The organism is Alphaproteobacteria bacterium (assembly GCA_033344895.1).
In the GTDB taxonomy this organism is placed as follows: domain Bacteria; phylum Pseudomonadota; class Alphaproteobacteria; order UBA8366; family Aestuariispiraceae; genus Pacificispira.
Map to the genome: position 1 here is coordinate 3,254,582 of JAWPMN010000001.1, position 13,375 is coordinate 3,267,956.

15 protein-coding genes are annotated in these 13,375 nt (G+C 62.7%); 8 read left to right on the forward strand and 7 right to left on the reverse strand.

The genetic code is table 11. The annotated features are described in order from the left end of the window. Positions 1-28: 28 nt before the first annotated feature. From lepB to R8L07_15650, 4 genes are read left to right on the forward strand one after another with little or no spacing between them, the layout of a single operon-like run. A complete protein-coding gene (gene lepB / locus R8L07_15635; protein ID MDW3206968.1) occupies positions 29-811 on the forward strand; it encodes a signal peptidase I in 783 nt (260 codons plus the stop codon). After that, a complete protein-coding gene (gene rnc / locus R8L07_15640) occupies positions 798-1,493 on the forward strand; it encodes a ribonuclease III (GenBank protein MDW3206969.1) in 696 nt (231 codons plus the stop codon). The genes lepB and rnc overlap by 14 nt, the downstream gene beginning before the upstream one ends. After that, positions 1,486-2,400, forward strand: a complete 915-nt coding sequence (gene era, locus R8L07_15645) for a GTPase Era (GenBank protein MDW3206970.1) — start codon at positions 1,486-1,488, stop codon at positions 2,398-2,400. The genes rnc and era overlap by 8 nt, the downstream gene beginning before the upstream one ends. Further along, positions 2,397-3,155 carry an RNA methyltransferase gene (locus tag R8L07_15650; GenBank protein ID MDW3206971.1) on the forward strand — a complete coding sequence of 253 codons (759 nt, stop codon included), beginning with the start codon at positions 2,397-2,399 and terminating at the stop codon, positions 3,153-3,155. The genes era and R8L07_15650 overlap by 4 nt, the downstream gene beginning before the upstream one ends. A gap of 4 nt (positions 3,156-3,159) precedes the next feature. Here R8L07_15650 and R8L07_15655 read toward each other — a convergent pair whose 3' ends face one another. Continuing rightward, positions 3,160-3,447: a hypothetical protein gene (locus tag R8L07_15655; protein MDW3206972.1), complete on the reverse strand. Its 288-nt coding sequence runs from the start codon at positions 3,445-3,447 to the stop codon at positions 3,160-3,162. A 94-nt stretch (positions 3,448-3,541) separates the two neighbouring features. Here R8L07_15655 and R8L07_15660 point away from each other — a divergent pair, with 94 nt between their 5' ends. After that, a complete protein-coding gene (locus R8L07_15660; protein MDW3206973.1) occupies positions 3,542-3,964 on the forward strand; it encodes a helix-turn-helix domain-containing protein in 423 nt (140 codons plus the stop codon). A gap of 50 nt (positions 3,965-4,014) precedes the next feature. After that, positions 4,015-4,980 (forward strand): agmatinase, encoded by a 966-nt coding sequence (gene speB, locus R8L07_15665; protein ID MDW3206974.1) that lies wholly within the window; start codon positions 4,015-4,017, stop codon positions 4,978-4,980. Between the two features lie 23 nt (positions 4,981-5,003). On the opposite strand, the gene R8L07_15670 is transcribed toward speB, so the two are convergent. From R8L07_15670 to R8L07_15680, 3 genes are read right to left on the reverse strand one after another with little or no spacing between them, the layout of a single operon-like run. Beyond that, entirely contained in the window at positions 5,004-5,750 is a 747-nt protein-coding gene (locus R8L07_15670; GenBank protein ID MDW3206975.1) for a methyltransferase, read from the reverse strand. After that, positions 5,747-5,959: a DUF2007 domain-containing protein gene (locus R8L07_15675; protein ID MDW3206976.1), complete on the reverse strand. Its 213-nt coding sequence runs from the start codon at positions 5,957-5,959 to the stop codon at positions 5,747-5,749. Before R8L07_15675 ends, R8L07_15670 begins: the two co-directional genes overlap by 4 nt. After that, the gene (locus tag R8L07_15680) at positions 5,956-7,752 is read right to left on the reverse strand and encodes an adenylate/guanylate cyclase domain-containing protein (protein ID MDW3206977.1); all 1,797 of its coding nucleotides are present in this window, start codon (positions 7,750-7,752) and stop codon (positions 5,956-5,958) included. The genes R8L07_15675 and R8L07_15680 overlap by 4 nt, the downstream gene beginning before the upstream one ends. Before the next feature lie 80 nt (positions 7,753-7,832). On the opposite strand from R8L07_15680, the gene R8L07_15685 reads away from it, so the two are divergent. Together R8L07_15685 and R8L07_15690 are read left to right on the forward strand one after the other, a co-directional pair. Further along, a complete protein-coding gene (locus R8L07_15685) occupies positions 7,833-8,663 on the forward strand; it encodes a phytanoyl-CoA dioxygenase family protein (GenBank protein ID MDW3206978.1) in 831 nt (276 codons plus the stop codon). Between the two features lie 30 nt (positions 8,664-8,693). Further along, positions 8,694-9,476, forward strand: coding sequence for a class II aldolase/adducin family protein (locus R8L07_15690; protein ID MDW3206979.1), 783 nt, complete (start codon positions 8,694-8,696; stop codon positions 9,474-9,476). Here R8L07_15690 and R8L07_15695 read toward each other — a convergent pair whose 3' ends face one another. The 3 genes from R8L07_15695 to R8L07_15705 all read right to left on the reverse strand — a co-directional run bounded on the left by R8L07_15695 (position 9,477) and on the right by R8L07_15705 (position 13,358). Beyond that, complete coding sequence (locus R8L07_15695) at positions 9,477-9,995, reverse strand: nucleoside 2-deoxyribosyltransferase (GenBank protein MDW3206980.1); 519 nt, start codon at positions 9,993-9,995, stop codon at positions 9,477-9,479. It abuts the gene before it with no gap. A 211-nt stretch (positions 9,996-10,206) separates the two neighbouring features. Next, a complete protein-coding gene (gene cysQ, locus R8L07_15700) occupies positions 10,207-10,995 on the reverse strand; it encodes a 3'(2'),5'-bisphosphate nucleotidase CysQ (protein ID MDW3206981.1) in 789 nt (262 codons plus the stop codon). 8 nt (positions 10,996-11,003) lie between these two features. Then, on the reverse strand, positions 11,004-13,358 hold the full coding sequence (locus tag R8L07_15705) for a xanthine dehydrogenase family protein molybdopterin-binding subunit (protein MDW3206982.1): 2,355 nt from the start codon (positions 13,356-13,358) through the stop codon (positions 11,004-11,006). Positions 13,359-13,375 lie beyond the last annotated feature (17 nt).

Consider the following 13,375-nt stretch of genomic DNA (forward strand, 5'->3'; position numbering starts at 1 on the left):
CAGAGCACGATCAGGACAAGCGCGCCGCATGAGTAACAAGACCTCGCAGGATTCGGAGAGCGATATGCCCGCTGGCATGATGCCGCGCCTGAAAAAGTGGCTGAAGCATCCCTATGTCGCATCCTTCCTGGATACGACGCAGACCATCTTCTGGGCGGCGATCATCGCGGTCGGATGCCGGGTGTTCGCCTATGAGCCGTTCAATATCCCCTCGGGATCGATGCTGCCGACGCTGAAGATCGGCGACTATCTGTTCGTATCGAAATTTTCCTACGGCTACGGCCAGTATTCCTTCCCCTTCAGTCCGGTCAGTTTCTCGGGTCGGATCGCGGGTAGCCTGCCGGAGCGCGGCGATGTCGCAGTGTTCCGCAATCCGTCCGCACCCGACACCGATTTCATCAAGCGCGTGGTCGGCCTGCCCGGCGACACCATTCAGATGCGTCACGGAATCCTGCACATCAACGGAGAACCGGTGTCTCGTCGCCCGGTCGGCGATTACCGATCGGAGCCGTCCGAAGGCATGTCGCCCTGGGTGAAGCAGTACATCGAAACGCTGCCGAACGGCGTGGAGCATCCGATCATCGAAGAGAACGGCGATACCGGTCCGATGGACAACTCCGTGGAGTTCTCCGTGCCGTCCGGCCATTTCTTCATGATGGGCGACAATCGCGACAACTCGTCTGACAGCCGTGTGCTGCAGAATGTCGGTTTCGTTCCGCTTGAGAATTTCATCGGCGAGGCGACGATCATCTTCTTCTCGATCGGCGATCCCGGCATCCGGTTTGAGCGCTTCTTCAATGTCGTCGAGTGAGCCGGATCGGGCCGCGCTGGAGGCCCGACTGGGACATAGCTTCGCAAACCGCCGTCTGCTGGAACTGGCCCTGACACACCGCAGCCTGTCTCAGGCCGGCAAGGGCAGTTATGAGCGGTTGGAATTTCTTGGCGACCGTGTCCTGGGCCTTCTGGTGGCAGACATGCTGCTGAAACGGTTTCCGAAGGAGCCGGAAGGGCACCTTTCGCGCCGCCTGAATGCCCTGGTGCGTCAGGAGACCCTGGCCCAGGTCGCCCGCAGCCTGGATCTGGGGGGCGAAATCCGTTTCGGCACGTCGGAGGAGGCGGAGGGCGGCGACAATCCGGCAATTCTGGCCGATGTCTGCGAAGCCCTGATCGCGGCGATCTATCGGGATGCCGGTCTGGATGCGGCATCCAGATTCGTTACCGCGCAATGGGAACCGCTGCTGGATGCCAATCCGACGCCGCCGCGCGACGCCAAGTCGGGGCTGCAGGAATGGACCATGGCCCGCGGATTGGGGCTGCCGCATTATGAGGAGGTTTCCCGCAGCGGACCGGATCATGCGCCGGTCTTTACCGTGCGGGTTTCCGTGCCGGATTTCGGTGCGGAAGAGGCCGAAGGCCGCGCCAAACGGCAGGCGGAACAGACCGCCGCCGGTAATTTGCTGCGCCGTCTGCAGAAAGAACACGACAATGAATGAGAATGAAGGCAGCCAGGACAGCCGCTGCGGTTTCGCGGCCATCATCGGTGCGCCGAACGCCGGCAAATCGACCCTGGTCAATCAACTGGTCGGCGCGAAAGTGTCGATCGTCACACATAAGGTCCAGACAACCCGGACCCGGGTGCTGGGGATCGCGCTTCACGGTGAGGCCCAGATCGCCTTCATCGACACGCCCGGCATTTTCAAACCCAAACGCCGGCTGGACCGGGCGATGGTATCGGCTGCGTGGCAGGGTGCGCAGGATGCCGATGCGACGATCCTCCTGATCGATGCCCAGACCGGCGTGACGGAGGAGGTCGACGGCATTCTCAAAGGGCTCCAGGACAGTGGCGGTAAGGCTATCCTGGCCCTCAACAAGATCGATCTTGTGAAACGGGAATCGCTGCTGCAACTGGCGGACCGTCTGAATGCCACCGGCTTATTCAGCGACATTTTCATGATCTCCGCGACCCGGGCTGACGGGACCGACGACCTGATGGCGCATCTGGCGGGCCGGATGCCCAAGAGTGTCTGGCTGTTCCCGGAGGACCAGTTGTCGGACATGCCGCAGATGTTGCTGGCGGCCGAGGTCACGCGGGAAAAACTGTTCCTGAACGTGCACCAGGAACTCCCCTACGCGCTGACCGTCGAGACGGAGAGCTACGATGTGCGCAAGGATGGCTCGATCCGCATCGAACAGGTCATCTATGTGGAACGCGAGAGCCAGCGCGCCATCATTCTGGGCAAGAACGGCTCCAAGGTGAAGACCGTGGGGCAGCTGGCCCGCGAGGAACTGCAGGACATGTTCGAAACCAAGGTCCACCTTTTCCTCTATGTGAAGGTGCGGGACCGCTGGCAGGACGACCCGGAACGCTATCGAATCTGGAACCTCGATTTTCAGGCATGACGGAACAGAATTCCAACGACACGTCACCGGTCATCGTACTGGTCGACCCCCAGCTGGGTGAGAATATCGGCATGTGCGCCCGCGCCATGCTGAATTGTGGCCTGACAAAGATGCGCATCGTGCGGCCGCGCGACGGCTGGCCGAACCAGAAGGCGCGTGATGCCTCGTCCGGTGCGCTGGAAGTAATCGACGGCGCGACACTGCACGACACGGTGGAGGACGCGGTGGCCGATCTGACCCGTGTCTATGCCACAACCGGGCGCAAGCGCGAGATGGTGGAGACCGTCATGACCCCGCGTGCCGCAGCGGCAGACATGCGCGCGCGAGAGGCGACAGGGCTGGAACGATGCGGTGTCCTGTTCGGCGGGGAACGGTCCGGTCTGACGACGGAGGATGTCGCCAAGGCCGATGTCATTCTGCGCGTGCCCCTGAACCCCGAGTTCAAGTCACTGAATCTGGCACAGGCCGTCCTTCTGGTCGGATACGAATGGTTCATTGCAGGGGACGATACGCCGGATCGTGCCCTGGATATTGGCGAGTCGCGCCCCGCCACGCGTCAGGAAATCGATATCTATATCGAGCGGCTGGGGCGCGGTCTGGACAGCGGCGGTTTCTTCCGGTCGCCCGACATGCGTCCGACCGTGATGCGCAACATTCGCAACCTGTTTCAACGCGCGGATCTGAGCGATCAGGATATCCGGACCCTGCACGGGATCGTGGAATCCCTGCGCCGGGCCGGTCCCGAGCGCGGGTAAGTCCTCAACCGCCGCTGCCGACCTTTCCGAATCCACCGACAAGACCCGCGACGGCCGCGCGATAGGCGTGGCTGCGCAGACGGCGGGCAATGGCATCCGGCCCGCTGGCGCGCCTCTCATCGTCAGTCATGGCTTCTGTCAGACGATCCATTTCCTCTGCGATCCCGACGACCGGGTTGCGGGGCCGGTGAAGATGCCGGGCAACCGGTGCGACCGCCATGCGCAGAGAGTCAAGAATTCCGGGGAGAGCCGGCCCCGAGGGCAGGGGGAAGGCGTTTCGATACGTGTGCATTTCGTTGGTCTCCAGAATAGGTAGCTTGCATTATGCAAGTGGTTAATTGGTGATATGACTTGCACATTGCAAGTTAAAAATTCATATTGGGAACATGGTAACGACAGCAACGTCCGGGACCGGCTGTCCCGTCTTTCTGGGCGCCAACATCTTCGGGGATCGTTGGACCCTGCTGGTCCTGCGGGACATGATGCTCCATGGGCGAAAGACCTTTGGAGAGTTCATGGAATCCGGGGAGGGGATCTCCACCAACATTCTGGCGAGCCGTCTTCGGACTCTGGAGGAGGAGGGGATCATCTGGCGGCGTCAGGATCCCCAGAACCGGCGCAGTTTCCATTACGGGCTGACGGATAAGGGGCTCGACCTCGCGCCGCTGATGCTGGAGATCATTCGCTGGAGCGGGCGGCATTTCGCAATGAACGAGTCGCGGACGGCGCTCGCCGAACGGATCGAGACGGATCGTGAAGGCTTGCTGAGGGAGATCCGCGAAAGGGCCCTTTCCATCGCTGCCGGGTAAATCTAGGCTCCGGGCTTAAGTCATACTTCGCATTACCGGGGGCATTCGCCATGGCGAAACACGGCTATGAAGGCGGGCGGCTGAATCTGCCCTTCGTCGGACATTGTACATTCGGCAAGCAGCCTGCCTGTCTGGACTGGGACGCGATCGATGCCGATATTGCCGTGTTGGGGGCGCCCTTCGACATGGGAACACAGTATCGGGCCGGGGCCCGGTTCGGCCCGCGATCAATTCGTGAGGCGTCGACGCTGTTTTCCTTCGGTCATGACGGTGCGTATGACTTTGAGGACGATGTGACCTATCTGCCGGTCGATCAGGTTCGAATGGTCGATATCGGGGATGCCGACATCATTCATACCGATACGATCCGCAGCCACGACAACATCGAATTCGGGGTGCGGAAGATCCTGAAGGCCGGTGCACTGCCCGTAGTTCTGGGGGGCGACCATTCGGTTCACATTCCGTGTATCCGCGCATTCGACGACCAGGAGCCGGTGCACATCGTCCATATCGATGCGCATCTGGACTTTGTCGATGAGCGGCATGGCGTGCGATACGGCCATGGAAATCCGCTGCGGCGGGCGTCGGAGCTGAGCCATGTCACCGGTTTCACGCAGCTGGGCATTCGCAATGTATCATCCTCCAACCGCGAGGATTACGAGGCGGCTCGGCGGGCGGGATCGACAATTCTGTCGGTCCGGCATTGCCGCGACCTGGGGCGCGACGGCGTTCTGGCGAAGGTGCCGGACGGCGTGCGCTACTACCTGACCATCGACATCGACGGCTTCGACCCGTCCATTGCGCCCGGCACCGGCACACCGAGCCATGGTGGTTTCCTTTACTACGAAGTGCTGGAGATCCTGCAGGGGCTGACGGAGAAGGGCGAGATCGTAGGAATCGACCTGGTCGAGGTGGCGCCGGATTATGATCAGTCCGGATCGACCGCTTTCCTGGCGGCACAGCTTCTGATGAACGTATTGGGTTTCATCTTCCATGCTCAGGGGAAATCCGCCTGAACCGGACGGTGCCGACCGCGGCTTCAGGTCAGGGCGGCTCCGTTCCGCAGGATCGCGGAGGCGGCGTCGGTGTAGCGCGTATCGCCGTCTCCATGCAGGACGAGGCCGGGATGCAGGATCGCGCCGCCGCGGACGCCCTTCCGCGCGCGGACAATGACCCTCTTGGCGGGGGCCCCGATACGGGGCCACAACGGAATCACAGTGATGTCCCCTGCCTTTCCGTGCAGCCGGGACAGGATTTCGTCGACCCGGTCGGCGCGGTGAATCAGGGCGATACCGCCCTTGGGACGGGCACATTTCAGCAGGGCCCAGATCCAGTCCTTCAGGCGGGCCGCCCCTTCGACATTTGACCGGGCACGCCCTTCGACAGGGGATGCATCGCCGGCCCCGGCGGTCATGTAGGGCGGATTGGCAAAGACCTGATGATAGGTGCCCGGTGCGATGCCATTGGGCAGGGCGAGAATATCGCCGGTTTGAAGGCTGGTACGCGGGGACAGGCCGTTTGCCGCCGCATTGGATCGGGCCAGATCGGCCGTATCGGCGTCGATTTCCAGACCGGTCAAATGCGCGTCCGGTACCCGCGTGCCATAGCAGAACAGCGCCGTTCCCACCCCGCAGCCCAATTCCAGGACTTTCTCCGACGGACGCACTGCGGGGACCGCAGCAGCCAGCAGAACCGGGTCCATGGCCGCACGATAGCCGTGCCGGGGCTGCGCCAGTATCAGGCGGCCGTCCAGAAACTTGTCGCTGACGATATCGGGGGCCGTCATTCGTCTTCCTGGCCGGTCTCACGAAGCAGCCGACGGGCCGCATCGTAATCCTCGTCAAGGACCATCAGCCGGCGCGGCAGGATCCCGATGGACCCTTCCAGCACACTGGTATGCTCGTCGAAGACGACGCTCTCGATGCCGGAATCCCTCAATACGGACCCGATAAAGGATAGCCGGACCGGGTCGTTGGTACGCAGCAGTTCTTTCATGACTTCGATTCCAGAGGGGCGTAGACCTCGATGGGGTTGTCCAGGCCGCGAACAGAGCGCTCTCCGAGGGAGAGCAGGGTTCCCTTGCGGACGCGGGCGGCGGTAGAGGCGGCGACCAGGACGGTCGTGCCCAGTTCCTTGTTCAACTGCTCCAGTCGCGCGGCCAGGTTCACCGTATCGCCATGGACAGTGTAGTTCATCCGCGACTTGGCGCCGACATTGGCGGCAATCAGGGGGCCGGTGGCGATGCCGATGCGGCAGGAAAGCTGCCGTCCCTCGAAATGGCGGCTGGCCAGGTGCGCCTGAATTTCCCGCGCGGCGGACACGGCCTTTTCCGCATGGGCCGGGTCTGCGATGGGCAGGTTGAAGACGGACAGAATGGCGTCGCCCTGAAACTGCGTGACAATTCCACCATGGCTGTGGACCACATCCACGATATCCGTGAAATAGGCGTTCAGTACCGCGACGACCTTGGCCGGCCCCAACTCTTCCGTCATATGGGTGAAACCGGCCAAATCGCAGAACAGGACGGTAGCCTCGACGGTTTGCGGCGCCAGTTCGTCCGGGACGCTCAGCATGCGTTCGGCAACCTTTTCCGGTACCACCCGACCGAACAGGTCCAGGATACGGGCGCGTTCCTTCAACCCGCGCACCATTTCTTCGAAGGCCCGGGAGGCATCGCGCAATTCGCGCATCCGGCTTTTCGGCAGAACGGGCAAATCGTCATACTCTCCAGCAGCGATTTTGGCGGAGGCCTCCGACAGGGCCAGGATGGGGCGCACGGTCGCCTTGGCCATCAGCAGCGCGACGATGCCGGACAGGATCAGAACTCCGATTCCGACCAGGATCATGCTGCGCAACCGGTCCCGAAAATCCTGATAGCGTTCCTCGTCGACATACAATCCGACGACAATGGGAAGATCGGCGGCGATGCCGTTCACCTCAATGTAGGAAAACAGATACGACCGGTTTGCGAATTCGGTGCGCCCCATTCTCAGGTCATCCGCCTCGGCATATTTTTCGAAGATGACCTCTTCGAGCTGCGGGAACTCGGCGAGAATGGCGTCCTGAAAATTCGCCACCGTCGGCAATGGATCGTCCGGCGTGACGTCCAGAGCCAGATCGGCGAGACCGGGATGTGCAAGGACCAGGCCCTCGCCATAGAGGAGGAACGGGATCTTTCCGTCGTCATCCGCAAGATCGCGCAACCGGCCGGACAGATCTGCAATTGCCTTCCCCTGGATCAGCAGGCCGATATATTCCCCGTCGTGATACAAGGGCGTGTGCAGGTTGATCACGGTCTGCTGGATTTCCGGAACCCAGACAGGTCGGCGCCAGACCGGGCGGTTGGCATGACGCGCCAGATCGATGGCCCGCGCCAGACCCGGCTCGTTCTGGAAGTTCCCGACGGTGACGGCCGGCAGTTTTCCGCCTCGGCGCTCGCCCAGGATTCTGAAGCCGACCCCTTTCGTGTCCAGAACCAGCATGCCGGCCAGATCGGGCAGGGCGGCCATGGAAGATTCCAGCGCAATGGTCAGGCGGTTCGGGTGGTTGAACCGAAGGCGCCCCTGGGCGAACTGATCGGCGATATAGGCGGATTGGTTCTCGATCGGTGCCAGTTCCGTTTCCAGATTGCGGCGGGCCTCCTCAACCATCTGGGTTGAATCGCGGGCCATCAGGGTCAGGGTGTTGCCCAGGGCCCCGGCCACGCCGGTAATGATCACGGCCGCGACCGAAATTGCCAGCAGCCCGCAGAACCCGAAAATCATGACAAAGCGGATAGATACGCTCACGGAATGCCCATTTCCCCGCACTTTTCGAAATGCCGAGCATACTGCCGGAGGCCTCCGTCCGGTGAAAGAGAAATGGCGGCTTGGCGACCGGCAAGTTCGCCGTTACGCTCCCGGCCATGCATCTATCAGACGCTCAGATCGAAGAATTCGACCGTACCGGCTACCTCCTGTTTCCGGGACTGCTGGACGAAGAAGAAGCCCGTGTGCTGAAGGCGGCAAGCCCCGCGCTTTACGGCCGTGACGGACCCGAAGTGGTGCGGGAGGCCGACGGGGGCGGCATTCGTCTTGTTTACGGCGGCCATGCCTTCAGCGACCCGTTCGCAAAACTGTCCGTCATGCCGCGCCTGTTGAATCCGGTGCAGCAGTTGCTGCGCGGAGACGCCTACATTCATCAGAGCCGCCTGAATCCCAAGCAGGGATTTTCGGGCGGTGCGTGGAACTGGCATCAGGATTTCGGTACCTGGCACCGCGAAGACGGCATGCCCGAACCACGCTGCGTCATGACCGCGATCTTCCTGGACGATGCGTCACCGGTGAATTCGCCGCTGATGGTACTGCCCGGAACCCAGCGCCACGGCATTGTCGACGCGGTGTCGAAGGAGGACTCGACCGGCTACACCGTTATGCAGATCGACCATGATGTAGTGCGGGGCTATGCCGATCAGAACGGCATCGTGCCGCTGATGGGGCCGGCTGGAACCGTCGCCTTCATTCACTGCAATCTGGTGCACGGTTCGGCCAACAATGTCAGTCCTTGGCCCCGCGGGATCATGTATTTCAACTATAACGCCGTCGACAACCAACCGACGGGCGGGAACAATCGGGCATGGTATCACAATAACCCGGACCGTTCTCCGCTATTGCCGGGCGACGACGACGCCTTGCATGCCCTGGCACGGGCGGCGGAGTAGACCGGGCAGGAAAATCCGGAGGAGTCCGTCATGTCGAATGTCGCATCAAAGCTTCCGATCCGCCGTAGCCTGGACTGTTCGGAGGCCGAATGGGCGATGCGTGTCGATCTGGCGGCCTGTTACCGCCTGATCCATGCCCATGGCTGGTGCGATCAGATCTACAATCACATCACCGCCCGCGTTCCGGACGAGCCGGAGCACTTTCTGATCAACCCGTTCGGTCTGGCCTATGACGAGGTCTGTGCTTCGAATCTGGTGAAGATCGATCTGGACGGCAATGTCGTCGACGGGTCCAGCTATGGCATCAACGCGGCGGGCTATACCATTCACAGCGCCATTCACGGCGCACGGCACGATGCGGTCTGCGTGCTGCATACCCATTCCGACGCGGGCACTGCCGTGTCCTGTCTGGAGGACGGGTTCCTGCCGATGACGCAGGGCGGCTTTCAGTTCTACAACCGGCTTGCCTATCACGATTATGAAGGCATTGCGCTGGACCTGTCAGAGCGGGACCGGCTGGTCGCCGATCTGGGAGATTCCTGGGCGATGATCCTGCGCAACCACGGGCTGCTCACGCTGGGGCAGACCGTCAGCCACGCCTTCACGCGGCTCTACTATCTGGAGCAGGCCTGTCGTGTCCAATTGCAGGTCATGCAGTCCGGCGGCAAGATCAACATGCCGCCGCATGAAGTCTGTGAGCACACCGCCAAGCAATGGGACGACGGGATCGAGGGCATGCGGGCCAGGGAATTGCCGGAATGGCCGGCCTATCTGCGTATGCTGGACCGCAAGGACCCCAGCTTCCGCGATTGATTATCGGTCCAGGGCGTCGCGCAGGCTTTCGACGCAACGTCGGAACACGGACAGATCTGTGAACGCATCCTCGGCCTGTCCGGCGACCGGCCGGGAACCGCTGTCCACCACAGCGCCGTCCAGCATCAGATTGTCGGTCATGTCGAAGCGCTCGACCGTGTACCCGTCCAGGCCGGTTGATCGTTCGGTAAAGGTTGCCGCGACGTTGCTGTAGGCGAAGACGGGGCGGCCCAGCGCCCGCATATAGCCGATCTCGAAGGCGGTCCCGGCATCGCAGGACGGTCCGCGGAAAGGGGTCATGTTGGCGATCGCGGCGTCGCATCCCTGCATCAGTGCGATATTGGCATGATAGATAGCCATGCCCTGCGCATGCGGCGGAAGGCCGTCCAATGGCAGTTCGTTGTCGAGCGGATAGACCCCGGTCAGGCCAAACTCGGCGCAGATCGCCTTCTTGCGGCGACCCAGAGCGACGGCGTCGGGGTGGAAAACGTCGGGTCCGGCCAGATAGACGCGGGTCATCGCTTTATCTCACACCGTGTGCCAATGAAAACAGAAACACTTGATAGGTCACCCAGCGAGCCGGCGTTACGAAGGCTCCAGCTTTCGCAGGAGCACGCAACTGGCTTTATCCGCCACCGTGTTCCTGCGAAAGCAGGAACCTTCTCAACTCCCCGCTCTACCGCCGACACCCGATGAGTGTTGCTGTCGCCGGCGCGCGGGGCGGTCCGCATCACGGCCGGGCGCCGCCCCATGCCACGAAATGCGGGTTCTCGAAAATCGCGTTCTTGGCATAGCCGAAGGGCGTGCCGTCGGTCAGGGTGACGATGCCGCCGGCGGCGGCCAGCACGGCATGACCTGCCGCGACGTCCCACTCCATGGTACGGCCCAGACGTGGATAGACATCCGCCTTCCCTTCCGCGACGAGGCAGAATTTCAGCGAACTGCCGGCGGACAGGGTTTCGGCGACGGTTCGGCCCTTGAGGAAAGCTTCCATCTCCGCCGGGTCGCCATGGCTGCGACTGCCGATGACCGTCAGCCCTTCCTCGGGCGGCTGCCGCACCGCAATCGCGCTGCGGGCGCCGTCTTCCAGCGTCCGCCAGGCGCCTTCACCGCGAATGCCGGAATACATCACGCCCTTCGCCGGCAGGAACACCACGCCGACCAGAGGTTCGCGGTCCTGGATCAGAGCGATGTTGACCGTGAATTCGCCATTCCGTTTCAGGAACTCCTTGGTCCCGTCCAGCGGGTCTACCAGCCAAAACGGGCCGTCGCCGACATCGGGGACATCGCCTGCCGCAGCCGCTTCCTCCGCGACGATCGGGATGTCCGGCGTCAAAGCCTTCAACATCGGCAGGATCAGGGCTTCCGCCGCCTCGTCGGCCTCCGTCACGGGGGAGGCATCGTCCTTTGTCCGTGCCTCGAAATCGGTGGCATAGATCTGCATGATCCGGGCCCCGGCGTCGCGCGCGGCCTTTTCGATGGCGGGCAGAAGTTGGGCGGGATCGGAAATCAGGGTCACGGGATGGATCACTCCGCAGCTTGCTGTTGCCGGGCTGCCTGGATGGCGGCCCAGATCTTGTGCCTCGTTGCGGGCATGTCGATATGATGAATGCCGAACTTTTTCAATGCATCGACGATGGCATTGATGGATGCGGGCGGCGCACCGATGGCTCCGGCCTCACCGGCGCCCTTGATTCCCAGCGGATTCGTCGTGCAGGGGATGTCGTCGACATAGCTGAAATCGATGGTCGGGATGTCGTCCGCGCGCGGCATGCAATAATCCATGAAGGACCCGGACAGAAGCTGACCGGATTCCTTGTCGTAGACGGTTTCCTCAAGCAGCGACTGTCCCAGCCCTTGGGCGATTCCGCCATGGACCTGTCCGGCCAGCATGAGCGGGTTCACCACGGTGCCGAAATCATCGACCACGACATAATTCACGATCTCCAGATCGCCGGTATCCGGATCGATTTCCAATTCGCAGACATGGCAGCCGTTGGGATAGGTCTGGACTTCCGCCTTGTGGCGGACCTTCACATCCAGGCCGGGTTCGATATCCGGTGGCAGGCGTGACGGATCGTGGGCGGCGCGGGCGACGTCCTCGAAACCGACCTGCCGGTCCGTGCCGACAATGGTGAAGTGCCCGTCGGCGAATTCGATATCGCCCGGCGCGGCTTCCAGAATGCCGGCGGCGATGACCTTGCCCTTGTCGACGACACCGTCCGCGGCATTGCGCACCGCCACGCCCCCTTCAGGGATGGAGCGGGATCCGCCGGTGCCACCGCCACGTTCCACCAGATCCGTATCGCCCTGGACCACGGTGATCCGGTCGAGATCGAGCCCGAGGCGGTCCGACACGATCTGCTTGTAGGCGGTCTGGTGGCCCTGACCGTTATCCTGCGTGCCGATATAGAGGGTGACCCGGCCGGCATCGTCGACGCGGATATCCGCCTGCTCACCCGGTCCGGCACCGCAGCATTCGATGTAATAGGCCATGCCCATGCCGCGCAGTTTGCCGCGCGCTTCCGCTTCGGCGCGGCGGGCTTCGAACCCGCCGCGGTCGGCGCGATCCAGCGCAATGTTTGTCAGGCGCGGAAAGTCCCCGGAATCATAGGTCGGGCCGGTCGCGGTCGGGAAGGGCATGGCATCCGGCTGAATGTAATTGCGCATGCGCAGGTCGACCGGGTTGAGACCCAGATCCAGCGCCGCCTTGTCCATCAGGCGTTCCAGCAGATAGGCCGCCTCCGGCCGTCCGGCACCGCGATAGGCGTCGACCGGCGTCGTGTTGGTGAACAGGCCGTGGACACGCAGATGCACCGCCGGGATGGCATAGACGCCGGAATACATCTTGGCGCTGGCCATGGTCGGAATGAAGGCCTGGAACCCGGAGATATAGGCCCCCATCGCTGCCTTCAGCGTGATCTTCAGACCGGTGATCCTGTAATCCGCGTCCAGCCCCAGTTCGATGTCGCTGACATGGTCGCGGCCCTGTTTGTCGGTCGTGAACCCGTCATAGGACCGCTCGGCGACCCATTTTACCGGGCGGCCGATCTTGCGCGCGGCATAGAGGGCGCAGACCTGTTCCGGATACAGGAAGATCTTCATGCCGAATCCGCCGCCGACATGGCCGGTCAGGATGCGCATACGGGACTTTTCGACGCCGAACACGTCCTGGGCCAGCTGGCGCTGCACAGAATGGACACCCTGAGTCGGGGTGTGCAGGACATAGCGCCCGGTCTCCGCGTCGCCCTCATAGGCGGCCAAGGCGGCGCGCGGCTCCATGGAATTCACGACGATGCGGTTGTTGATCAGCTTCAGCCGGACCGTGTGCGCGGCCCTGGCCATGCCGTCATCGGCCTTGGCCTCGTCACCGAACTCCCAGGTGAAGCAGCGGTTGTTCGGTGCCTCGTCATAGACCAGCGGCGCGCCATCGGCGTCGGCCAGGTCGGTATCCGTGACGGCGGGAAGGTCTTCGTAATCGACCATCACCAGTTCGGCCGCGTCGCGCGCCTTGTCCAGGGTTTCCGCTACGACGAAGGCGACCGGGTCGCCGACATGGCGCACCTTGCCTTCCGCCAGGGCATAGCGCGGCGGGTCGACCATCTGCGATCCGTCGGGCTGGGTCACGACGATGTTGCTGGCCATCGGTCCAACGCCGTCGGCGCGCATCTGCGCCCCGGTGATCACCGCCAGAACGCCCGGCGCCGCCTCGGCGTCCGCCGTATCCATCGAAAGAATACGGGCATGGGCATATGGAGAGCGCACGGCCACCGCATAGGTCTGTTGCGGCCAGTCGACATCCGCCGTGTACTGGCCGGCGCCGGTCAATAGCTGCAAATCTTCCGTGCGTCGTACGGCCTGTCCGATACCGAACTTCGTCATAAATAGCCCTCGTTTAC